General features: G+C 42.6%; 24 protein-coding genes. 2 read left to right on the top strand and 22 right to left on the bottom strand.

Annotated elements, in window-relative coordinates; all coding sequences use genetic code 11:
* Positions 1-3 precede the first annotated feature (3 nt).
* The 11 genes from DWB64_RS06340 to DWB64_RS06390 form a co-directional block, all read right to left on the bottom strand.
* Positions 4-678, bottom strand: coding sequence for a response regulator transcription factor (locus DWB64_RS06340; protein ID WP_129487370.1), 675 nt, complete (start codon positions 676-678; stop codon positions 4-6).
* Positions 679-828: 150 nt separating this feature from the next.
* Positions 829-1,269: a SoxR reducing system RseC family protein gene (locus DWB64_RS06345; RefSeq protein WP_129487371.1), complete on the bottom strand. Its 441-nt coding sequence runs from the start codon at positions 1,267-1,269 to the stop codon at positions 829-831.
* 99 nt (positions 1,270-1,368) lie between these two features.
* Positions 1,369-2,973 carry a complex I subunit 5 family protein gene (locus DWB64_RS06350; RefSeq protein WP_129487372.1) on the bottom strand — a complete coding sequence of 535 codons (1,605 nt, stop codon included), beginning with the start codon at positions 2,971-2,973 and terminating at the stop codon, positions 1,369-1,371.
* Positions 2,970-3,344 (bottom strand): sodium:proton antiporter, encoded by a 375-nt coding sequence (locus DWB64_RS06355; RefSeq protein ID WP_129487373.1) that lies wholly within the window; start codon positions 3,342-3,344, stop codon positions 2,970-2,972. Before DWB64_RS06355 ends, DWB64_RS06350 begins: the two co-directional genes overlap by 4 nt.
* Before the next feature lie 4 nt (positions 3,345-3,348).
* Positions 3,349-3,735, bottom strand: coding sequence for an MnhB domain-containing protein (locus DWB64_RS06360; protein WP_129487374.1), 387 nt, complete (start codon positions 3,733-3,735; stop codon positions 3,349-3,351).
* Positions 3,728-3,997 carry a hypothetical protein gene (locus DWB64_RS06365; protein ID WP_129487375.1) on the bottom strand — a complete coding sequence of 90 codons (270 nt, stop codon included), beginning with the start codon at positions 3,995-3,997 and terminating at the stop codon, positions 3,728-3,730. The genes DWB64_RS06360 and DWB64_RS06365 overlap by 8 nt, the downstream gene beginning before the upstream one ends.
* Positions 3,994-4,536 carry a DUF4040 domain-containing protein gene (locus DWB64_RS06370; RefSeq protein WP_129487376.1) on the bottom strand — a complete coding sequence of 181 codons (543 nt, stop codon included), beginning with the start codon at positions 4,534-4,536 and terminating at the stop codon, positions 3,994-3,996. The genes DWB64_RS06365 and DWB64_RS06370 overlap by 4 nt, the downstream gene beginning before the upstream one ends.
* Positions 4,537-4,539: 3 nt before the next feature.
* Positions 4,540-4,833, bottom strand: a complete 294-nt coding sequence (gene mnhG, locus DWB64_RS06375; protein WP_129487377.1) for a monovalent cation/H(+) antiporter subunit G — start codon at positions 4,831-4,833, stop codon at positions 4,540-4,542.
* Complete coding sequence (locus tag DWB64_RS06380; protein ID WP_129487378.1) at positions 4,833-5,084, bottom strand: monovalent cation/H+ antiporter complex subunit F; 252 nt, start codon at positions 5,082-5,084, stop codon at positions 4,833-4,835. The genes mnhG and DWB64_RS06380 overlap by 1 nt, the downstream gene beginning before the upstream one ends.
* Positions 5,084-5,575 carry a Na+/H+ antiporter subunit E gene (locus DWB64_RS06385; RefSeq protein ID WP_129487379.1) on the bottom strand — a complete coding sequence of 164 codons (492 nt, stop codon included), beginning with the start codon at positions 5,573-5,575 and terminating at the stop codon, positions 5,084-5,086. The genes DWB64_RS06380 and DWB64_RS06385 overlap by 1 nt, the downstream gene beginning before the upstream one ends.
* Before the next feature lie 63 nt (positions 5,576-5,638).
* A complete protein-coding gene (locus DWB64_RS06390) occupies positions 5,639-5,932 on the bottom strand; it encodes a hypothetical protein (protein ID WP_129487380.1) in 294 nt (97 codons plus the stop codon).
* 163 nt (positions 5,933-6,095) lie between these two features.
* On the opposite strand from DWB64_RS06390, the gene DWB64_RS19340 reads away from it, so the two are divergent.
* Positions 6,096-7,898 carry a putative Na+/H+ antiporter gene (locus DWB64_RS19340; RefSeq protein ID WP_206736651.1) on the top strand — a complete coding sequence of 601 codons (1,803 nt, stop codon included), beginning with the start codon at positions 6,096-6,098 and terminating at the stop codon, positions 7,896-7,898.
* Between the two features lie 112 nt (positions 7,899-8,010).
* On the opposite strand, the gene DWB64_RS06400 is transcribed toward DWB64_RS19340, so the two are convergent.
* The 8 genes from DWB64_RS06400 to DWB64_RS06435 all read right to left on the bottom strand — a co-directional run bounded on the left by DWB64_RS06400 (position 8,011) and on the right by DWB64_RS06435 (position 19,062).
* Positions 8,011-9,192, bottom strand: a complete 1,182-nt coding sequence (locus DWB64_RS06400; RefSeq protein WP_129487382.1) for a sugar ABC transporter permease — start codon at positions 9,190-9,192, stop codon at positions 8,011-8,013.
* Between the two features lie 11 nt (positions 9,193-9,203).
* Positions 9,204-10,721 carry a sugar ABC transporter ATP-binding protein gene (locus DWB64_RS06405; RefSeq protein ID WP_129487383.1) on the bottom strand — a complete coding sequence of 506 codons (1,518 nt, stop codon included), beginning with the start codon at positions 10,719-10,721 and terminating at the stop codon, positions 9,204-9,206.
* 117 nt (positions 10,722-10,838) lie between these two features.
* Complete coding sequence (locus DWB64_RS06410; RefSeq protein WP_129487384.1) at positions 10,839-11,930, bottom strand: sugar ABC transporter substrate-binding protein; 1,092 nt, start codon at positions 11,928-11,930, stop codon at positions 10,839-10,841.
* Positions 11,931-12,098: 168 nt separating this feature from the next.
* The gene (locus DWB64_RS06415) at positions 12,099-13,145 is read right to left on the bottom strand and encodes a sugar ABC transporter substrate-binding protein (protein ID WP_129487385.1); all 1,047 of its coding nucleotides are present in this window, start codon (positions 13,143-13,145) and stop codon (positions 12,099-12,101) included.
* A complete protein-coding gene (locus DWB64_RS06420) occupies positions 13,142-14,713 on the bottom strand; it encodes a response regulator (protein ID WP_129487386.1) in 1,572 nt (523 codons plus the stop codon). Before DWB64_RS06420 ends, DWB64_RS06415 begins: the two co-directional genes overlap by 4 nt.
* Before the next feature lie 4 nt (positions 14,714-14,717).
* Positions 14,718-16,220, bottom strand: a complete 1,503-nt coding sequence (locus DWB64_RS06425; protein ID WP_164980270.1) for a sensor histidine kinase — start codon at positions 16,218-16,220, stop codon at positions 14,718-14,720.
* 13 nt (positions 16,221-16,233) lie between these two features.
* Positions 16,234-17,181: a substrate-binding domain-containing protein gene (locus DWB64_RS06430; protein WP_164980271.1), complete on the bottom strand. Its 948-nt coding sequence runs from the start codon at positions 17,179-17,181 to the stop codon at positions 16,234-16,236.
* Between the two features lie 165 nt (positions 17,182-17,346).
* On the bottom strand, positions 17,347-19,062 hold the full coding sequence (locus tag DWB64_RS06435) for a methyl-accepting chemotaxis protein (protein WP_129487389.1): 1,716 nt from the start codon (positions 19,060-19,062) through the stop codon (positions 17,347-17,349).
* 162 nt (positions 19,063-19,224) lie between these two features.
* Between DWB64_RS06435 and DWB64_RS06440 the strand changes: the two genes are divergently transcribed.
* Complete coding sequence (locus DWB64_RS06440) at positions 19,225-19,794, top strand: DUF5052 family protein (RefSeq protein WP_129487390.1); 570 nt, start codon at positions 19,225-19,227, stop codon at positions 19,792-19,794.
* A gap of 41 nt (positions 19,795-19,835) precedes the next feature.
* Here DWB64_RS06440 and DWB64_RS06445 read toward each other — a convergent pair whose 3' ends face one another.
* From DWB64_RS06445 to DWB64_RS06455, 3 genes are all read right to left on the bottom strand, one after another.
* Entirely contained in the window at positions 19,836-20,183 is a 348-nt protein-coding gene (locus tag DWB64_RS06445; RefSeq protein ID WP_129487391.1) for a hypothetical protein, read from the bottom strand.
* Between the two features lie 91 nt (positions 20,184-20,274).
* On the bottom strand, positions 20,275-21,303 hold the full coding sequence (locus DWB64_RS06450; protein WP_129487392.1) for a S66 peptidase family protein: 1,029 nt from the start codon (positions 21,301-21,303) through the stop codon (positions 20,275-20,277).
* A 25-nt stretch (positions 21,304-21,328) separates the two neighbouring features.
* Positions 21,329-22,387: a GNAT family N-acetyltransferase gene (locus DWB64_RS06455; protein ID WP_164980272.1), complete on the bottom strand. Its 1,059-nt coding sequence runs from the start codon at positions 22,385-22,387 to the stop codon at positions 21,329-21,331.
* Positions 22,388-22,676 lie beyond the last annotated feature (289 nt).

Raw genomic sequence — 22,676 nt, forward strand, 5'->3', positions numbered from 1 at the left:
CTCCTATTTTGTGAACTTGTAACCCACTCCCCATACCGTCTTGATTTCCCAGGGATCTTCCTTGTCGAATTTTTCTCTGAGCCGTTTGATATGGACATCCACCGTACGCGTATCACCATAATAGTCAAATCCCCAAATCTGGTCTAAGAGCTGCTCTCTTGTAAAGACGCGGTTGGGATGTTTTACAAGATGGTTTAAAAGCTCCAGCTCCTTAGGCGGCAACTGCAGTGTCTCACCATGGTAGTTCACGACAAACTGCCCCATATCTATGGTCAAATTGGGAAGAATAGTCACATCGGCATGTTCATCGTCATCCATCGACCGACGAAGTACGGCTTTGACCCTTGCTAGAAGCTCCTTGGGCTCAAAGGGCTTGACCACATAATCGTCCGCACCAAGCTCAAGACCAAGCACTTTGTCAAAGGTCTCACCTTTTGCAGTCAGCATGATCACAGGCATCTTTGACATCCTTCTGACTTCTTTGAGGACCTCATATCCGTCAATGATCGGCATCATGACATCGAGCACCATCAAGGTCGGAGCCTGCTGCTTGAGTGCCATCAGCGCATCTTTACCGTTATTGTATACACTGACCCTATATCCTTCTTTTTCAAAATAAAGCTGAATCAGTTCAGAAATATTCGTATCGTCATCTACCACAAAAATATGTTTATCCACTGTAACACCTCACCTATCCTTTGATCGTTTTTCATTTACCTATAGTAAACCATTTTGGTTTGAATAAACTGTGAACGCAAAAAAAAAGATTACAAAATTAAAGCGCGCTGCAGCGCGCTTTTTATCCATATGGTATCTGGTCCGCTGACATCAGTCGGAAATAATATCGTTTTTCCTGATCACACCCACCATAGTCAGGGCATCGCCCTTCTTACTGCGGCCCACAAGCTTGTTGATGATCACATAGGTAGCGATCATCATCGTGAAACCTAATCCTAATCCTGTGACATCGCCACCGGCGATACCGATCACACCTGCTTGTGAATACCCTATGAACACCCCCAATACGAAGGTGATAAGCGGTACGGTATAAAGTAGGAAGCTAAGTTTGACAAACTGCGTGGGCGCAAGGCTTAGTTCCACACGGTCTCCGACCTGCGCTTCTAAGGTATTATCCACCTTTACGACCATCGTCTTAATCTCACATGCTCCTGCGCATCCGCTGCATTTGTCACCACACTCCGAAGGTCTGATCACATTAACAAGCGCCCGCTGGTCCTCTATCCCTACAACAAAACCTGTTTTTTCCATTTAATCCCTCCACGCAAGTGATAAACGTTATCATTTATATCTTACCCATCAATTCTACGCTCAAGCAGGTCGATTTTATCAATCATAGAAAGCAAACCGTCAGTACAACAAGTTCAAATATAGGACCGTCACTGTAAAAAAGCTGACAATCGCCAAGGAGATATTGTTAAAGGATAACTCCATTCCTTTAAAGTAGACTAAATGTTTACCTTCAGACAACCATAACTTATAAACCAAAGCAGAAATGGCCATTTTTACAACAAAGTCCAATATTTTAGATGCTTGCTTAACGACAGAAAATGAGAAATCGGCTCTGAAAATCATATGCGTGATGACATCTCCAAATAGACCGAAAAGTAAACACAGTGCCAGCATAAGAACAAATGCAAACCCTTGGTTCCAAGCAATCGCTTGAGGTTTGGCAGCTTCGTCTTTTGAAAAAATGACAATATGGAACTTAATGAATGATATCATCGTACCAAAACTGACAATCAGCATAGCGATCTGAAAAAGATTGTCCGATCGCCCAGCTGAAATCATTGCTTTTGAATAGGCTCCGCTAAAGAATGGCGCTCCTGTTATGCTCAAGACAGCAGTTAGGAGCGCGATACTTGTCAGTTTAGATCGTTTCCAAAGACCTTTCATCTCCTTGATCCGTCTTGTCTCGTAAATCTCAGACATCACACCAGAAGTCATAAACAGCAGACCTTTGAATATCCCGTGGGTAAGTATGTGATACAGGGCGCCTTGATAAGCTACCTCTGTACCAATATTTATTCCAATCATAATCAGCCCTACCTGCGATATCGTATGATAGGCAAGAATCAACTTGATATCCGTCTGGGCGATAGCAAAGGTAAAACCGGCGATCGCAGTAAAAAATCCGGCCCATAAGAAGTATTCCTGTATGTTCAAAATCGGATTAAACAGTATCGACAATCTGATAAACAGGTAAACACCTGATTTGACAAAAATCCCTGATAGAATGGCTGACACGATAGAAGGCGCACTCGCTGTACCATGCGCTTTAGGCAACCAGCTAAAAAGAGGCATAATAGCAGCTTTCATACTGACACCGGTAAGCAAAAATGCATATGGCACAATAAGCTGTTTAGGATCACTGATAAGCGGAATGAGTCTTTTGACACCTGTAAAGTCGAAAACACCAAAATACTTGTAGATGTAACCCACTCCAAATAAGAAAAACGCCATGGCCGCTAGATTCACCAGTAAATACAGCATTCCATCGTACATGGACATCGCATCTTTCTTAAACATGATCAGTATGCTCACAACAACCGTGGCAACTTCAATCAGTATATAAACATTAAATAAGTCATTGGATAAGAATACACCATTGATCAGACCTTGAAGGCTCAAAAAGAGAAACATGAACAGTTTGTCCATGTAGTACTTATGTATGTTAAAGACAACTGCACTAAAAAAAAGAAGGCTGTTAAGCAAAAGCAGCACACCGCTTAATGTATCAAAGCGCAGGCTCATTCCCATGGGAAGTTTATGGACACTCAAAAGGGTGATGATCTCCTGCTTGCTTCCCAAGCGATAGAATAGATAAAGCACTGAAAGAATTAAAACGACCTGAAGGGACAGTAGGATTGGTTTGGCAAAGCGGTTAGGCCAGATGAAAAAGACCAGTCCAAGCATAATCGGCGCAAGCACCATCAAAACTAGCGGCAATATCATTCGATCCCCCCTCTTTTTTGCTTAACTTTGTTCCAGTTCGTAGAACCGAACTTATGATAAAGTGTGATGAACATGGTCAGACTGACAGCCGTTACTGAAATTCCGATGACAATCGCTGTGATCATCAGCGCATGCGGAACAGGATCAGCCGGTGGCATTCTAAAAACACGTCCGATCGGTGCAGGGGTCTCCACGCTCGCATGCATGGAGACGAAAAAAAGGATGATCGCTGCCTGCATGATGCTCAGGCTCATGATCGATTTGATGATGTTTCTTCTTGCAGTCAATCCGTACACACCGATAAAAAAAATGACAATCGCTATGTTTTCGCCATTGATATGATCTGTTAATGAAATTAGTTTTTCTATCATGTTGTCACCTTGCCTCATAAAAGACAAACCTAAAGAATATGATGGTCAAACCACAAGCGACCTTAAGACTGATCAAAGCATTTAGTCCGATAAGGTAAATCGTGTTGAACATTGGATAAACAGCGTTAAGCCCTAGGTAAAGAAAGAAAATCGGTATAAGTAGGATAAAGATCAGAGTGATTTTTTCTGTAAACTGGATTCCGTCAAGATGCGTATCATGAATTGGAAGAACCAGATACTTACTGATAAAGATGGCAGCGATTACAGCACCGCCCTGAAAGCCGCCTCCGGGCGAGAGATGGCCGTTGAGTGTCAAATAAATGCCGATGATCAATATAAAGGGGTAGAGTACGGCAAGTGTTCTGGACAAGAGTTCAGAATGATCATTCATGGTATCCTCCTCCTTCATGTATCGACATGTAAATTACAGCGATAATGCTGAACAAAAGCATCAGCGCTTCAAAAAGGGTATCGTAGTACCTATAATTAAGATAGATAGCTGTAACGATGTTCACAGACTCTGTTTCAATAGCCGCCAAGGTCACATAATGATTATACATAGGATAACCGAAACGATTGTCGATTCCCTGATGGCTTAAAAGAACTATAATCGTGACCACCGCTAGGAATATGCCGATCAACTTTCGTCTCATTCGATCACCTCTTTCACATGGATGAACTCATAAGACTTGTTCTGATGGATATAGTTGATCAAATAGGTCTCCAATTGGTCAAGTTTGTAATTCTCGGGGTGTCCGTATATTCTAAGACGTGTTTCGAGCTCTTCGATGATGATCGCATATTGGTGATTTTTCATGATATGGTCGATGGACTCAGTGGTAAAGATCACTTGCGGCTCGAGTTCCTGCTTCGCGCAAAAGATCTCGAGTTGCTTCATCAACCTCTGCTTGTCTCTTTTTTTATAGTGACCGTCATCCACCTCGCCCTTTTCCACATGATAGTAGATGGTGAAAACCAGGTATTTTTGAAGTGCCACCAAAAAGAGTATCGTCGCAAGCGTCGATCCGATCACCGCTTCGGCGATAGCCACATCCAGCGCGTTGTAAAGCGTATACACAAATGAAATGCTCAGTGAAAACACCCCCAGATAAATCACCGCACGCCTAAGCTTTTGAGTCTGGATGGTGACAACTGCGAAGATGACGCATAGAATCAAAGCGATTTTTTCCATGACCTACTCCTTACGTACCTTATAGCCACTATAGTAAGCCGAACGGGCGATAGAATGTGTAACCAAGGGATTCACGATGACCATCAGTATGACGATGATAAGAACCTTTAAACTAAAAAAAGACCAGCCGTTTTTGATCATGACTCCTGTCATCAAGGTGATGTATCCTACCGTATCGATTTTGGATGCCACCAGTATGCGAGGATAAAAATTCTTGAACTTATAAATTCCGATTATGCCAAAGGCGATAAAGACAAGCCCCAAGACGATGATAAGAGTACCCAAGAAATCAAGCATCAGTAGCGCCCCCTCTTTTGAATGAATATGGCCATGAATGTCACCCCTACAAATCCCAAAAGTCCATATAGAAGAGCAATGTCAAGAATCATTGCCTCTTTTTTCATCGACGCCAGCACAACGATTGCCATTATCAGTTTTGAAGAGACCATGTTTAGCCCCAGCAATCTGTCCCACATGGTAGGACCTATCATGATTCGTACCGCGCTAAGCACGGCCATCAGAACCAGTACTATAAGAATGATCGTCATTATTCTCTCCTGTGCATCAGTCTTCTTTCCAGATTTCCCTTTATCATACGACCGGCTATCTTAGGATCCGTTGTGACCGCGTTGAGCCACAATACGGTAAGTTCCTTTCCATTTTTATCGATCGTGACTGTTCCGGGAGTCAAGGTGATGGAATTCGCCAAAATTGAAATCGAATAATCATCGTCAAGTTCCGTAGTGATTTTTATCACTTTAGGATTCACAGCTCCCGTAATGATAAGTTTTATGGTGTGGATGCCTGATGCATAAATTTCAATAAGCAAATAGGCAAAATAGGAGATCAGTTTGAACAGATTGATCGGATAGTGATGATAATAGGACGAGCCTATCAAGTACTTTTCTGTGATCCAAAGGCTGAAAACCCCTACAAGCGCTCCAGATAAAATGATTATCAGATCCGCTCTTGCATATAGTATAATCCATACGACGACAAAAACAAACAACCACTGCATATCCAATAACCATTTTTTCATGCTTGTCCTCCTATTATAAGATAAAGCGTCCCCTGTTTAGAGTAATTTAAAAAAAATAACCAGTCATAACAACAAGTCAAATCGAGTTTTGATTCTTTCTTCATAGATTTTTTTTCGATAACTCGCGTACGTCTCTATCACCTGCTTAGCTGCCTTAGCATTGATTGAATTCATCCGCTTGTAATCTGACTTTTGAGCCACTTTAAGCTTCTTTATGTCTGTTTTTAGTGAAGTCGTCTTTTTTACGACTTGCTGCTCATTTTGATTTTTAAGAACAGAATCGTTCTTTTTTACTTTGACAACTTTCTTGGTCTGCAAGTGATAGCCAGTTTGATCCATTTCAATTCTGTTTACCATCTCATCACCCCGGTTCTATTCCATAGATACCCCGCAGTAGCTCTTCGCAAACCGCAACCGATAAAAGTTATTATCCTGTTAGGATTTACAAATTTCTCTTGCAAAACGTGTTAATGAAATGCAATTGGGTATGATTATACTACTTGAACCTGGAGGTATGACTATGAAGTTGAAGCATAAGACGATTCTCTTAATTACTACGGCGCTCCTTGCGCTAACAGCTCTCAGTGTATGTTTCGCTCATACCGACTCAAACACTTCACGAGTCGATTTTCCAAAACAGCTCGAAAGCTATAAGGATCCCGAGGACGCAAGTATTCTAGCCATTATCCGCTCACGCATCAAGGAGCACCCCTTCAATGTCGTGGCGACGCTTATCTTTTTCGCGGCGATCATACATACCATGCTGGTCAGTTTTTTTCATAACTGGGCATTTAAATTTGAGCATAGGTATGAAGAACTCAAAAAAGAAGGGCTAAGGGACAAGTCCTCACAGTCCATGATGGCGGGAGTCTGTCATCTTCTGGGCGAGGTAGAAGCCGTTTTCGGAATTTGGGCGATTGCGCTTGCAGTCGCTATCGCGTCTTTCTTTAATTGGCATACCTTTGTAAGTTATGTGAACAACCTGCATTATACTGAACCTTTATTCATTGTAGTTGTTATGACTATAGCATCTAGCCGTCCCATACTCAAGCTCTTTGAGCTGCTTATGTGGCGAATTGTTAATTTTTTTGGTGGAACGCTTGAGGCATGGTGGCTGATCATCTTGATTTTCGCGCCGCTATTAGGCTCCTTAGTCACAGAGCCCGCAGCGATGACGATTGCAGCATTCTTGCTCTCAGACAAGTTCTATATTTTGAAACCGTCAAATCGACTGAAATATGCTACGCTCGCACTACTCTTTGTAAACGTTTCAGTAGGTGGGTCGTTAACGAACTTTGCTTCACCGCCAATCTTAATGGTCGCAGGTCCATGGGGGTGGGACAGTCAATTCATGCTCTTAACCTTTGGATTCAAATCAATAGCCGCAATTATTCTTTGCACAATTGTCTACTTTATCCTATTTAGAAAAGATCTTTCGGACTTGAAAGAAACCTATGAGGACTATAGATACAAAAGGCACATTCAACACAGATTTATCAGTAAAAAGGAGCTCGAATCCAATTTCGACGATCTGGAAAAACTTGTGGATAAACGTGTCGGATTTACTAGCGAGCTCAACGCATATTCTGTTATCTTAAAAGAAAATATCAAAGAGCTTGCGGCTTTAAAGCTCACTGAGGAAGAACAGGCGAAGTACGATATCAGCAATGCTATCGATGAGAAATTTGAAGGCATAAAAATTGAAGAGTTTAACAGGACGATACCAGGTCTAATGCCCAATAAGGACGAAACCCAGATATTCGATGCTAACTGGGATGCAAGAGAAGACCGTGTTCCAAAATGGATCATGCTCGTAAATATCCTATTTTTAATTTGGACCGTTTTCAACTCACACGAACCCGTTCTATTTCTATCAGGTTTTCTATTCTATCTAGGATTTTACCAGGTAACTGCATTCTATCAAAATCGAATGGACTTAAAACCCGCTCTTTTAGTCGCATTCTTTATCGGAGGATTGATGGTTCATGGTGGTCTTCAAGGTTGGTGGATAGCTCCGCTACTTGCCAATCTTCCTGAGCTTGGACTAAACATCACATCGATTGTCCTGACAGCATTTAACGACAACGCCGCGATCACCTATTTGAGCACACTTGTGACTGATTTTCCTGATACGCTCAAGTACGCCATCGTTACAGGGGCTATCACCGGCGGTGGACTAACCGTCATCGCCAACTCACCAAACCCAGTCGGTCAGTCCATTCTAAAGAAACACTTTGAAAAAGGGGTCTCCTCGCTTCAACTATTGAAGTTCGCACTGCTTCCGACCTTCATCACAGGACTGATCTTCTTCCTGACAAGATAAACCGAAACACACGAAAAAGGGCTGCAATCTAATGATTGCAGCCCTTAATACAAGAAGGATATTTGAAAAGAGGATTAACTCCTTATTTCGTCATTCAGTTGTTTTCCTACCACTAGTGTTTTAAATTTCTCGTATAGATGTCAAATACTACAGCAAGCACCAGTACCACACCGATTACAATATCTTTTGTATCTGTCGCGACACCTAACATTTGCATTCCATTGCTTAAAGACATGATTACAAGGGCACCGATGATTGATCCTGTAATCTTACCGATACCACCACCCGCAGACACGCCGCCTACAAATGCGCCGGCAATAGCGAATAGCTCAAGTCCTCTGCCTGCTGTCAAGGTTGCGCTGTTTAATCTTGCGGCATACATGAAACCGGCAAGTCCTGCAAGTAGGCCCATCGCTGCAAATACAATGATCGTAATTTTTTTAACGTCTATACCGCTAAGCTCAGCCGCTTCCGGATTACCACCGACTGCATAGATATGACGTCCCAGCACTGTCTTGGTTGTTACAAAATGGAAAATCGCGATGACAAGTCCGACAACAGCAAGTGTTACAGGAAAACCTCTACCAAGTGCCATTTGCAATGTAAACAGTAGAATTATGATGGAAACAAAGAGTAACTTCATCATAAAGAGTGCGAAAGAATCCACCTCAAACTTATAATTTTGCTGGATTTTTCTGTCTTTCACTCGGCCATATGCAAACAATACAATCAATAGGACTCCAATTACTACGGTTGAACCCGCATAAGGACCTATTTCAAATAATCTTGGAATAGCACCATTCCCTATCGCATCGATAAAGGGATCCTTGAATCTTACTGCCGCACCACCGTTTACCGAAAGCACCTGAAACATCATGCCCCTATAAATGAACATACCTGCCAAGGATGCTACAAAGGCCGGTATTCCAATTCGTGCAACCAAAAGTCCGGTGATGGTTCCTGCAAGTGCACCAAATGCAAGGGCGATCAACAGCGCGGTTACGCTGTTTATCCCAGTCTTCAGCATCAAAATCGCGGACACGGCGCTAGCAAATCCTAAAACCGACCCGATGGACAGATCGATATGCCTGATCACTATCACTAGAGTCATTCCCACTGCCATAACACCGATGTATCCTGTTTGGATAATGATATTGTAAATATTGTTTGGGCTGATAAACAATCCGCCAGTACGGAATGTAAACACCACCGTGATGACCGCAAGGGCCAAATACATTCCATAGTCGCGTATATTGCTTACCAGCGATGTTTTAAGTTCGTTAATAAAGTTCAAATTGTCCTCCTTTACAATGTCGCCAATTTCATCACATTTTCCTGGGTAGCTGATTCTTTATCAAGTTCTCCAGTGATCACACCTTCTGCAACAACGTAAAGTCTATCGCTCATTGCAAGGAGTTCCGGTAGTTCCGATGAAATCATGATGATACTCATGCCATTTTCGATCAGTTGATTGATTAGCGTGTATATTTCAAATTTCGCTCCAACATCGATCCCTCTAGTGGGTTCATCCAAGATAAGAATATCCGGGTTTGTAAACAACCATTTGCTAAGGGCTACCTTTTGCTGGTTACCGCCACTTAAATTGGATACCGTTTGGTTGATCGAAGGTGTTTTTATGTTCAACTTTTCCCTATACTGTTCACCAATGAGAATTTCATCATTCTGATCAATGACACCTAATTTGGCAAGTTGTTTAAGGTTTGCAATGGATATGTTTTCCTTGATATCTTGAATGAGGATCAATCCATCTCCTTTTCTGTCTTCCGATACATAAGCAATTCCTGATTTTATCGCATCGCTCGTATGTTGATAGCTCACCTTTTTTTGATGGACAAACAACTCTCCGGACACATGATATTTTTTTACATTGCCAAACAGAGAGAGTGCGAATTCTGTTCTTCCCGCTCCCATCAGACCAGCAAGACCGATTATCTCACCTTTTCTTAGTTTGATGTCTACGTTTTTAATAACATGTTTTTTCTTTTGGTGATCGAAAGCACTCCAGTTTTTGGTTTCCAGAACAACTTCATCTGTAATAAAGTTCTCTCTTTTGGGATAGATATCGTCAATTTCCCTACCAACCATGTTTTTTATAATTACATTTTCATTTATTTCCTGCCCACGAAGTGTGCAAATTGTCTTTCCATCCCGTAAAACAGTGACACTATCAGCTATAGCAGTAACTTCCTTAAGTTTATGAGAAATCATTATCGATGTGATTCCATGTTTTTTGAGTTCCACTAATAAGCGAAGTAGGTTTTCACTATCATCTTCATTTAGCGCGGCGGTTGGCTCGTCTAGAATCAGCAACTTAACTTCTTTACTGAGCGCTTTTGCGATCTCAACCAATTGTTGTTTCCCAACATTCAAATTCCTGACTTTTTCAGAAGGGTTGACATTCAACTTAACTTTTTCCAGTTGTTTTGACGCGTTGATTATCGTTTCATTCCAATCAATAATTCCGTATGATTTTGTAATTTCGTGTCCTAGATAGATGTTTTCAAATACCGACAATTCAGGTACTAAGGCAAGTTCCTGGTAAATAATAGCAAGACCCGCTTTTTCAGAATCTTTAATACCATGAAAATGTCTAGTTTCATTGTCAAAAATAATATCTCCTGTAAACGACCCCGTTTTATATACACCACTTAGAACTTTCATCAGTGTGGATTTACCAGCACCATTTTCACCCACGATAAAATGGATCTCACCTTCCTCAACAGCTATGCTTACCTCATCAAGCGCTTTGACCCCTGGGAATGTTTTGGTGATTTTTTTCATTTCTAAAATATGCTTAGGCATATTACCTCCTTATACTGATATTCAAAGTAAATAGTGTAACAGGCAAAACAGACTAATAGTGACATTGACCATTCAATGTCACTATTAGTGTTTACCCATTATACAATTGTTACAATATTACTTTGCGTCATCGATCGCTTCTTGAGTGTAATATCCTGATTCAACAACTTCCTTGTCGATATTTTCTGGAGTTACAACAACTACAGAAGTTGGAACTGCTGGAACATCAGATTCGCCATAAAAATGAGTTGCCGCTGGCAAATCATTGCCATCCAATAGTAATGTAGCAATTTCAAACGCGTTGGCTACCAATGTACGAACGTCTTTTAGGATAGTCATTGATTGCTTGCTGTCTTGAACACGTGCTACAGAAAGAATATCAGCATCTTGACCGGTAATGATCACATCTGTCACACCAGCTGCTGTAAATGCATCGTTGATAGCACGTGAAGTGAAATCATTCGGTGCGATAAAGTATGCTTTAGTGCCTGTTGGAGGATAAGTAGTCGCATGGTTCGCAGCTAAAGTCGCAGTCGCTTCAGGAGACCAGTCTGTATCCGCTTGTTTCATCATTACAAGTGCTTCTTCAGTTGTTAACACCGCTTTGTCGATAAATTCCGTATGTGCAGGAATGTTCATCACTTTGAATGTACCGTCAGCGATTTTAGGTTGTAGCGTTTCCCATGCACCGCGGAAGAACAATGGTGCATTTCCTTCCCAAGTACCGCCTGAGAACAGGTATAGTTCATTGTCTTTGCCTGTAGCGTTATCAATTAGGAACTGACCTTGTTCGTTACCGACAACGATCGAGTCGAATGTCACATAAAACGAAACGCCTGGCAGATCGACGATACGGTCGTAAGCGATTACCTTTACACCAGCGTCAATAGCACGTTGAACAGCTGATTCCGCCGCGCCTGAATCGTGCGCAGTGATGATGATGACTTTTACGCCTTTTGAAATAAAGGAATCGATGTTTGTCGCCTCAACTGCAGAATCCCCTTCTGAGAACAATATTTCAACATTGTAGTCAGTTTCGCCTGCCGCCGCTAAGAATCTTTCTTTGTCCTGAGTCCATCTTTCCTCATTTTGAGTTGGTAAGATAATTCCAATATCAAGTGTTGAACTCCCCTTGCCTTCTGATTGAGTGCAAGCAACTGAACTCAACATAACTACAAATACTAAAACCAAAACCAATAACTTTTTCATCTTTTCTCTTCCCCTTTGCAGTGTAGTTGTTTTATCAGCTTAAGTATAGGATAACGCTTGCATAATGACACTGGTTTAATTTACACACTTGAAATCGTTTTCTTTGAAGTCATAAAAAAATCCCCGCTCCATTTGCGGGGATAGCACTAATTTAAGATTAATTTCTTCTCATTGCTGATTCACATGTAAATAGACATCTTGTGCTGAATGGAAGCCTGAATCGATAATGATCTCTTTAATCGTAGCTTCATTCACCACTTGAAACTCCAGTTTTTTAAATGGCACTTCACGCTCGCCGTTCCATATGGTTTCTCCGTATGCAACCTCATTGCCGTTTAACACTTGAACCGCAGCACTGACTGTTTCATTTGCCAGATCGTTGATCGGCTTGTAAATCGTGGCCAATTGAGTTCCTTCAACGATACGTTGGCATGCAGACAACTCCGCATCCTGTGATACTACAATCACATCACCTGCCAACTTGAATTCCGAAAGTACATGAATCGCACCAGTCGCCAATACGTCATTTGCCGCGATGATGCCATCTAAAGGGATTTCTGAGAGTACCAATTCCTCTATTGCAGACTTAGCAACAGCTTCTCGCCATTCGTTAGCCCAAACTTCTGTTACCACCTCTATTTTACCTGTAACGACCAAAGTTCTGATTTCATCATAATACCCCTGATTCAAAAGGTGGGCATTGTTATCCTTTGGATCACCATTGATAATTGCCAGATGCAGTGGAGTAGTTCTGTTTTCCAAATCGCTTTTCCCGATCAGCTCCTTGGCAAGAGACTTGCCTATACCACGATTGTCAAAAGAGATATAGAGATCGACAGGAGCATTTTTGATCAGACGATCATAGGCGATCACATAAATGCCTTGCCTTTTCGCTTTTTGGATAACCTCACTTAAGCTATCCGCATCATTAGGTAGTATGATTAGGACTTTTACACCTGAATTGATCATATCCTCGATTTGACTGATTTGCCTTTCAACGTTTTCATTTGCAATTCGCACATCAACTTCATAACCTTCTTGATTCGCATTGGCAACGATAATCTCCATGTCGCGTTGCCAGCGCTCGACCACCAATGAATCAAGCGACAAGCCGATCAGTATCGGCTTGTCAGAGCTTGCTTCACTTGGTTTTGAGCAAGCGCTTAAGCTAAACAGCAGCATGACGATCAGTAGGATAGCAAACACTTTCTTCATTTTGACATCACCTTTTGATATTCTCCAGGAGTAAATCCTGTAACCTTTTTAAACAGCCTGACAAAATAATTGGGATCATTATACCCCACCTGATAGGCGATATCTTTGATGGAGTCCTTGGTGCTTATCATCTGCACTTTCGCCTTCGTTAAACGCATATCCGTCAGGCATGTTTTAAACGTGATTCCAGTATCCTGCTTGAACACTTTTGATAAATACTGAGGTGTGACATGTACTTCATTCGCCAGTCCCTCAAGGGTTAAGTCCTCCATGTAGCAGTCTTTGATCTTATCCATCACTTTCGAGACGATTTCAGAGTAGTTCCTATCGCCAAGTGACAGCATCCTCACAAGCGTATCCATCATGTTATGCGTAAGCGTCAACTTGGATTGCTCATTGGCTAAGATGAACTGATTGATCTTGCCCGATTGAATCAAACTCAGACTGTTTCCACCTTCTTCATCAAAAAGTACGACCAGTTTCATAAAAAGCAAGCTCAGTATGTCAACAGCCTCGCATGCATACATTGGATTTGCAGTTAAACTCAAATAAGCCCTTTCTACAAGTGTCCATGACATATGCCATTTGTCATCTAACGATGTCACCTTGCCGAACACGTCCTCGGAAAAAGCGATCAGATCCGCTGCCGTATAGCTTCCAAGCTCACTTGTCGAATATACAGAAACTTTCTCTTTACTATGTTTCAAAAGCGATTCCACCGCTTCATAGGATTCATTCATTTGATCGATCTCCACGATTGGGCCAATTACCGATTTCACCTTAATGCCCCATACATTGATAAACTCATCATGCAATCCCGACAACAGCTGACTGAGCTTCTCTAGGTCATCCTCGTCATACGTTTCGATATAACCGAATATCTTATTCCCCATTACATCTGAGGACAAGGCATCAAAATCGAGCTTTATCGCACTTCTAAAACTTTCCGATGCGTCAAACAGTCGACTGTTGTAATCGCTGATTTGCTTCCAGTTCACATCGTCAGGAAGACCGATCGCCTCAAGTCCGACAATTCGTCCCTTTACAAAATCCAAACCTAGCAATTCCCTATAGTGGGAATACATATGGGGTACCGCCCGATTGTTAATGATGGAATGAAAGAAATTGTTCTCGACGATACTTAGCGATTTATACAGTTTATCGATGCTTTCTAACTCGATATCCCTTCGATTTTGTTCTCTTTTTATCTTTTCTACAACAGCACTGATCAGTTCGATCAGCTTTGCTTTTGTTAGTGGCTTGAGTACATAATCTTCAATTTGAAACCTAAAGGCTTCTTTTGCGTAGTCGAACTGATCAAAAGCTGTGGCGATGATGATCTTCACTCTTGTATCAAAGCGTCTTGCACGTCTGATAAATTCAATTCCGGTAATTCCAGGCATTCTTATGTCAGTCATTACGATATGTGGCCGAACATTCTCAAGCTGAACCAAACCTTCTTTGCCATTTCTAGCGGTGTAGATTTCGAAATCCGTAAAATTCAATTTTAAGATATGTGAAACTGAATCAAGTACAATTTGCTCGTCATCGATTATAAGAATTCTCATTTTATCACCTGTTTCTTATTGGTAGTTGTAAAATCACTTTTGTTCCAATCCCCTGTGTACTGTCAATGGTAAGTACATGAGACTTACCATAAAACGCGCAAAGACGCTCGTATACGTTGGCAATTCCCAGCCCTGTGGTATGTCCCAGTCCATTTTGATATCCGATCTGAGGCTCGTAGGCTGTCCTTAACATCTCCATACGCGTTGATTCATCCATCCCTTTTCCATTGTCAAGTATGGTAATACTCAGCACGTCTTCTCCAACTTCAGCATAAATCTCAATTTTTCCATTGTCCTCTTTATCTTTCAATCCATGAATAAGCGCATTTTCGACAATCGGTTGAAGCACCAGCGGGGGCATGACTTGTTCAAGGGCAAGATCATCGATCTCATAAGTGATGCTTAACATCTCTCCAAATCTAACTGCCATCAAATGCTCGTAATGTCTGATATTCTTAATCTCATCGTACAATGTCACCGAGTTATCAAGGCTTTGAATATTATACCTGAACATACGGGCCATATGGTCTAAAAAGTCAGCAGTCCTGTCGGCATCTTCTAAAATCGCAAGTTGTAATCCGGCATTGATTGTATTGAAGAGAAAGTGTGGATTGATTTGTGATTGCAAGGCCATCAGTTCTGCTTGCTTAAGCAGGTTCTGCATTTTTAAGTTTTCTACTTCAGTCAATCGAAGCTTGTTTTCAGTTACTGCCTTATCCTTTAAGGCTTCAACATAGCTTTTGATATTCGCAGACATTTCTTTAAATGTTTGAGTAAGTACCTTAGCCTCGTCATATCCATGAACCGTCTCCACTTCAAAGTCGTAATTGCCGGCTGAGATATTTGTCGCATAGTCAGATAACTTCTCAATCGGATTTGCGACCGCCTGGGTAAAATCGACAATGAATACGACACCAAGCAGCAGCACGACTACAAAAATACCGATGAAAACGAGTTTGATCTGATCAATTGTCCTGGTCATCGCAATGAACTCATCAACATTGTTGTTGAAAGCTCCGCCGTTGATGTCATCCATCACCACAGCGATATTGGCACTTATTTTCTGTAGTCTCTCAAAGGACAAGATCGTTGCTTCGATATTTCTAGCCCTTTTATTGGTAATCGATTTAGATGCTTCTTCAAAATAACCGTCAAGCATATTGCCGATGCCGTTAAACTTTAAAACAGACTCCTGATGACTAAGTCCCAATCTAAGTTTCTTTTGCATCTCACGCAGTCTTTCGAGCGAGTCTAGATAACTGACAAAACTGTCAGAACTCTTCGTGTTCAAATACGATTCAAGGTTTTTTTCAAAGCGGATCATTTCATCGGCCAGCGTATCAAGCGTCAGGCTGTCAGAAAACATCGCGGTAAAATTCTTGCTGATATCAAGCGTAATATAAAACATGCTAAGATAGCCAACTAACAAGCTCACAAGTATCGTAAGCGTAAAACCGGTAACCTTTGTTCTTATGGTTGTTTTTCTAAGCCTTTTAAATAACGACATAACTTCCTCTGTTCTATTCCATGACATTGATTTCGATATTCACATAGGACGATTGAGACTTATTCTGATTAAGTGCGATCAAAGCTCTAATCGCCTCATCACCCATAATATCAAAACCAAGGTCGATACTTGCGTAAACGATACCCTTTTTAATTCCTTCAAGCGTTGCCTCGAGATTTCCGCTACCGATCAACCTTATGTCACTTACTCGATTGAGGTCGACAAGTAGGTTCATCACCCTAGTAGTATCAAGCGGATCTGTACAAACTACGGTATTGATGCTGTCTTCACTTAAGTGACTTTCCAATAACAGTTCAGCCCTTGTCTGGGCAGTATAACCGATATAGACGATTTCCAGGACGCCTTCCTCTGAATCTACCGGTCTAAAACCATTCAGAAAATTATTCCTTGCAGAACCCGAACTGGACTCATAATCTCTTCCAAGTAAAAGTAGTACTTTTGCCTTGTCCGTACGCCCCTCAGTCGCAAGAGCGGCGCTTACCTTACCTGCGTTGAACTTGTTGCTGCCGATGTAGACATCTCGATAGGATTCCGGAGAATCATTGCCGACAAGTACGATAAAAATGCCCTTTTGCTGCATTTTTATAATATTGTCCTTCGCTTTGGAATTTGATTTGAGCTTCACAATGATACCATCCACCTTCATTTGCTCGGCTATTTCAAATGCCTGATTGATACTTGTCTCGTCTTCTGTCACAAGGGTCGTTTCAAGAACCACATTATATTCATTGATCGCATCCTCCATGCCCGCAAAAAAATCAGCGGCGCTTTGCGAGCTGTCGTCATCAGTAATCAATGCGTAATGAATGACTGGCGACTGATTGTCCTTAAAAAACTCACTACGGTAGTGCCCTAAGTCAAGGGATAGCACAACCGCATAGGTAATCAAAATAACCAGCGCCAGTATTAGTGCTATTTCAAGCCATTTTATCCGCTTCATATCCGTCCTCATCATCCAGGTTTTAAAAAAAACCACGAATGCCGTTTGGCTTACGTGGTTTCTTGGCACATTCAATTATGACAATATCTTAATCCTTTGTTGCTGTCAAGTCACTTACACCCGCTCGGGTGAAATTCAAGGACGATTTTTTCGTCTGACCCCTTCTTACAATTCGATATGAAATAGATTGACCTGTTTTTCAAGCTTGTCGATGATTTCTTGCAGCTCATGCATGCTGGAGCTGATTTCCTCGACATGCGATGCGGATTCCTGAGAGGCACTGTTCACTTCGCCTATGGCTTCATGGTTTTTGTGGGACAAGTCCTTGATGAAGTCAGTTCTTTCAAGTACCAGGGCCTGATGCCTCACCAAGGTCTCCATTTGAGATTTCACTCTTGTCATCTCAGAGATGATCTCCCTTGTGGATTCCTCAGTCGTATCGTAAGCGGAAATAGTCTCTATCACTTGTGTCTGCGCACCTGCGACCGCCCCCACCTGTTCCTTGGCGATGCTGTTTGACGCTTGGATGTCGTTAAGGACCGTATGGACGATAGTGTCGATTTTTTCTACAGAGACAGCGGACTCCTCGGCGAGCTTTCTGATTTCCTCTGCGACTACCGCAAATCCTCTCCCTTGCTCACCTGCTCGTGCGGCTTCGATCGATGCATTGAGCGCCAGCAGGTTGGTCTGGTTGGCAATCCCCTTGATGGTTCCTATGATCGATAGGATCGCTCCCGAAGTGTCGTAGAGAACCGACAACTTGTCATTGATCGCCATGAATCCTTTGGCAGTCGAATCGATCGTCGTCTTCATTTCCTGCATCGCCTTATTCGAAGCGTCGGCATACCCTCTCACAGCGTCACCTGCCGTTGTCGCCCCTTCGATCGTTTCAAAGATGGAGTTCACACTCGACTGGGTGTCTTCGCTGATGAGTCCAAGGTCGTCCACAGCCCTTACCTGTCCATCCACATTTTCTTGAACCACACTTAGACTTGCCGTGTTTTCCTGAACCATCGCTGAAATTCCCGTAGTCGCATCTTGGATTCCGTTGAACGTCGAATGGATACCTCGTGTCAGCTGTTGGATCTCTCCGATAAGCAGCAGGTTGTTGATCTTCATAGTTCCAAGAGCCTCCGCCAGACCTTTGAACTCACCTTGATAGTTTTCCTTGATGGTGACAGCCAAGTCGTACCCTGCCATCTGCTCACATGCGCTTTTGAGTTCCTTGATCGGTCTAAGCAAGAAATGAATCGAAACGGAAAGAGAGACGGCTATGACGATCATCGCAATAATCGAGATGAGTTCCAGTTTTATGAAGGCCTTTTTTACCTGATCCACCTCGTCGGTGACATCAAAATCCATCCCTAGGGCTGCAACCACCTCTCGATCCTGGTTAAGCAGTGGAAAGTAGTTGCTGTATAGTATCTCATTGTTATACTCTTCGAACTTTCCATACAATTTGGTTTTCGACTCAAATACCTTATCATAGAAGGTATCGTATTCATTTTCTGTCGGCTCGTTGATATCCACCGACTCCTCATCATCCACAGATAATCCATCTACGATGTACACGTAACCGGCATCTGTTTTCTTTACAATATGTAAAAACTCAAGATTGGCAGAATCCCTGATCGTGATCAGGTTGGCCTTGACCTTCACATAGTCCGCATCGTCTTCCTCGATACCGTCTGTCAATAGCTCCTCAAAGTTCACTCTTGATGAGACTGCGCTGTAGACTCCATTTACCGTCTGTTGCATCTGCCTTGAAAGTGATGTGGACAGTGCGCTGTAGGTCGTCACCGATATCACTCCTACTAGCATGATGATTAGGATCAACACCAGGCCTATAATCTTAACACTTATTTTTTGATGCTGTTTCATGTTTGCTCCTCCTTATTAATGACCTTGATATCATAGCAGATTAACCTTAACTCAACATTAAAAATAGATTATGTTTTTGCTTTATCTGATGACAGTGACTTATAAAAATGACACAATGAAACTTATTGAGGAAAATCCGATCATTCAATCGAAGGAGATACCATGAAAAAGAAGATCATATTCATCACGACACTCTTGTTAATGCTCACCCTCAGCGGATGCACGAGCCTTAAATCCCAGTTCAAGGACTTAAGCGCCGAATGGGTGGGACTTGAAAGAACCTTCACGGTCTTCAACGACTATGGTGACATCACCATGTCCGTCACAGGCACCAACACCGACATGCAACCCTCAGAAGTTGAAAACGTGCTGATGATCGAAGTCGACGGAAGCAGATGGCAGCACGTGGGATCGACAATGATCGCATTTGAAACAGGGCTTGTCAATCACATCGACGCCTACAAGGACGCACTTGACTTAAGCGGCGACAACAGCGGCACCATCACCTCTATCGACAAGGCGCTCAACCAGTTCTTCTCGAACACGTCAGGACTTGCGAGAGTCGTCATCATCAAAACACAGACAGGCATGCCGATTGCAGTTTACGAAGGCGACAAAGTGCTTGTAGAGGCATCCGCGCTCCCCAATACGACAAAGATACTGATCGACAACAAACGCCTGCATGTCTACCGGGCAGACCTAGAGATCATCGAAAAGTCATTATTTGATTAAGTCACACTAAAACACCCCACATCATTGATGTAGGGTGTTTGTTATTTCATTCTGAATTCAACTCGAGTGTCAAACTCGTGTAATTTTCGACGTGTGGACTGACTGAGCCCTGCCATTCCGTCAATCGGCAGATAACACGCCCTAAGGTCGTCGAACAGATACAGCACCTGATTGCTGATATAGTAGATATCCTCTAGTTCGAACTCCTGAATCATCGCGAATGGAAAATTGTACATCATCATCTGATTCTTGATGCCTCTGAGATAATCGATTGCTTCTTTCTCGCTCTCAAACTGCTTTAGGACACGTTTGTCAATCTCTTGAGATACCATATCCTGAATGCGTATTTCACTGATGATCTTAAAAAGTGTCACTACATAAACCGTCATAATGGCATCCCCCCTAACCTTTCTAAACTTATTGTAACATGTTGGATCGATGCAATTAGGTTACAGTTATATTTCAATTGAAGAGACCTTCCTATAAGATATGAAATCTTCTGTTATCAAGATCCATCCTTGCCTTTTGCATGTAAGGCATAGCATGCATGGGTGAAGTGTGTCCGAAGTTGCCGTTATAAAGCACCGGAAGGTCAGGACGATCCATCTCAGTGGTAAAGACTCTCTTAAAGACGTCTTTGTACGCTTCATAATGGCATTCATCGTATGGCTTTGCTACGAATACGCCCGCTAGCTCATCAAGCACCCCTGTGGCTCTTATGGCCCTAAGCATAAAGAGCAGCGCATCCGGGCTTGGCTGATCCTCACTGGTCTCAAGAAACAGGATCGCCCCCCTGAACACTTCCTTGTCGGGCCAGAGTTCAGTACCCCTCAGCCAGTCCAAAACTTCGACACAGCCACCAAGCAGATGGCCTTCCACCCTTCCAGAGCCCTGGATGACTTCATACCCCTTGGTATCCTCAATCATCGTCCTTAAGGTCTGATTGTTTTCCGTCTTGTCCCAAGGCAGATACTCAGCGGTCCACAGCTTCGCAGGCATGATTTCACCCACTGGCTCCTCGCTGAACATCACCTTTCGCAGATAGGTGTCGGTGTAGTCGTGCATCTTCACATTTTCAGCAAACTCCATCAGGATACACGGTCCGTAAAAACTCTGAACACCTGCCTTAAGCATCATGAAATGGTTCACCGTCGTATCGGAATAGCCCATAAAGAACTTTGGATTTTCCCTAATGACATCATAATCGATGAAAGGAAGTAATCGAATGGTGTCATTGCCTCCGATAGCTGAAATTACCGCCTTGATACTCGTATCCTTAAAGGCATCCATGAGGTCCTTCGCCCTCAGCTCGGGATGTGCTTCGACAAACTCCGTGCCCCTCAAGGCATGGGGCATGGCTACCACCTCTAGTCCAAAATCTTCCTCAAGTCTTTTTTTTGCGAGCAGGTAGCGCTCATGAATCACCGGGTCTCCTGCTCCGCCCCATGATAAGCTCACAACTGCGACCTTGTCTCCCGCCTTCAACTTCTCAGGTCTTATGATATGCATCTTGTCCCTCCTCTCTCCAATCGGTTCATGTCTTGTCACTTACAAGGCTGAACCATCTTACTGTCCTGTCGATGACAAATCCCATCTTCTCAGCGAGCCTGATAGAAGGCAGATTCTCTTTTTCGATATGGACATAGACGGGCAGTCCGTCCTCTCTCATCCTTTTCACGATAAAGGCTGTGATCTGCTCGCCGAAGTGCTTGCCTCGATGGTCGGGCATCACATATAAGAATCCGATCGCGCCGTCGTCATGGGTCAGCGCCCAGGCGACAAGTTCTCCGTCTACACGTATTCCGCCGTGATAGCCGTAGTCGATCTGCTTCTTCACATAATCGATATCCGTGTATTCGCCATAAGCGTGCGCATTCTGAATCGCGTGCGCATCCTGTAAAGTCAGTTCTTCTACAGCACTCATATCACCTTGTACTTCTACTGAAGCTGGCAGGTAGAGCCTCTCGCAGATAAGTTCTCTGACCCTTATGTCAGTCGGATCGATAAACTTGACCATCCAGTCCTCGATCAGCGCGAAGTTCGAGTAGACCTTGGGCACCTGTTCGAGTAGCTCACAAAGCCCCTTCTCCGAGTCCACGCTCAAATAGGTCCAGGGCCTGTCGCTATATCCGACAAAGACATGGTTGTTTTTGTTTTCATAGTCGAATAAAGCTTCATGATGACTCATGAAAAACCTCATGTTGTCCTCAGGTGTCGAATGTTCTTTGAGCATCAACTGGCATTTGCCGACCCAGTCCACCAAAAAATCCTCATTGGTGAGTATTCTGTCTTCTAGGTCTGCAATCGTCTTAAGGCCTATATTCAGGGACTCCTTGGCAAGTCGTCTATATAAGAAATGATCATCATCCGCAGGGTCGTGGCATACCTCAACACGCTTGACTCCCTGCCTATACAGATGGAGAAGCCTGTGATGGCCGTCGATTGAAAACCATTTGTCCAGATACCTGATCACAAAAATGTCACCGATAGACTCATAAGTTTCAAAGCTCGCCAGAGCGGACCTCAGCTTTTCATCGCTTAAAAAATGCTGCTGAGGAATTATTTCTTCAATTTCAAGTATTAGTTTTTCCATAGTGGGCTCCATTTAGGTCATAATTTGGTGTTACTCTAAGTATAACCTTTAAAGTCCCTTTCTGTTTCAGCAAAATTCAAAACCGCTCCTTTTTAACTTATGGATTGAGAAAATTTCATAATAGGTCACAAGGGATATTGCATAATATATATTGGTATACTAAAGAGTCTACTCTACTAGATATAGTGTGATCTTCTTTTTGAATGTAATTATGCAATTTCCTCGATTGACAAACTATATTGTGCGCAATATAATGGTTGCATAAAATAAAATTGCGCGCAACCTAAAT

Origin of the sequence: Fusibacter sp. A1 (assembly GCF_004125825.1) — a bacterium.
Taxonomy (GTDB): domain Bacteria; phylum Bacillota; class Clostridia; order Peptostreptococcales; family Acidaminobacteraceae; genus QQWI01.